Here is a 1184-nt window from a genome sequence, read left to right on the forward strand (position 1 = left end):
TTATTGCTATTTGTATATGCCAAATTAATTTGTTCATATTCTTTTTTAAATTGATTATCATTTTTTATCCAACGTTTAAATGTTAATTCATTAATATTTATATTTGAACATGCGGTAGTAATACATTTGTTTTTCTCATAATCTTTAAGGAAGTTTTCTTTTCTTTGCATAACTGCAGCTTGAGTTCTTTTTAATTTTCGATCTTGTAATTGTTCTAAACTTACATGTTCTTTATGAAATGTTTCATATTTTCTATGCGAATATATATCTTTGTCTTTATAAATCCAATTTGCAAAAAGCTGAATTGATTTTCTCCCAGTTAGCATGACACGATAATGTGTATTTTGATTTAAAAGGTTAGAATTTAAGTTGTAATTTTGCAGAACTTGGTTTAGAGAGTTCATAAAATTATATGATCCTCCTACAAAACTTACTGTATATGCTTCATAATTGACATAACCATCTCCGTCAAAATACCCTCGAATAAAATGATGCAGATATTCATCTGGTACGAATGGAAATTCTACAGTAAATGATTTACAAGGCTTGATTCCGTGAATATTCATAAGATCTTCTTTAATTGTTTTACTATTGAGGTTTAACATATATACGCCTGTTTTTTTGTTTTGATAAAGCGGCTGGTTTGTGTTTAATTCTTTTTTTATATCGTTTAGAATGTCACTTTCTTTTTGCGAGATACTGACGCATTGATTTTCTTTTGGTATAACACCGTCTGCTGTTATAAATCCTAAAATATAAGCCATGTTATTTGACCAAGTTTTAAAATAATCTTCTTTTAAGTCATACTTTCTCTTCCAGCTACCTATAGCTCGTCTGGGCACGTTTTTTTCTTTTAAAACCATACGAATATATCCAGCAGACACATTGGCAAGTACAGCTATTTCTGAGGTACTCTTCCCTTCTGTATAAAGCTGAATCATTTCAGATTTTGATAGTTTACATTTTGACTTCTTTTTTCTTTCTTCCAGCATTTATAGACTCTCCTTCCTTTGGATAATTAATTACCTACCTGCTTCTATAACATATAACGAAACGTACGTTCTTTGTTGTTTATGAGAAAGAATTTACTTAAACAAAATAATTTACAAATACATAATATTAGTTTTAGCTGCTGCTAAATGAATTCTATTTTATACATACAAATAATGAATTTGAAGAATTTA

1 protein-coding gene is annotated in these 1184 nt (G+C 28.4%); it reads right to left on the reverse strand.

Annotated elements, in window-relative coordinates; genetic code table 11:
- The coding region (locus KI356_RS27525; protein WP_212937043.1) for an LAGLIDADG family homing endonuclease at positions 1-992 on the reverse strand (992 nt) is incomplete at its 3' end.
- Positions 993-1184: the final 192 nt, after the last annotated feature.

This window comes from Bacillus hominis (assembly GCF_018332515.1).
Taxonomy (GTDB): Bacteria; Bacillota; Bacilli; order Bacillales; family Bacillaceae_G; genus Bacillus_A; species Bacillus_A hominis.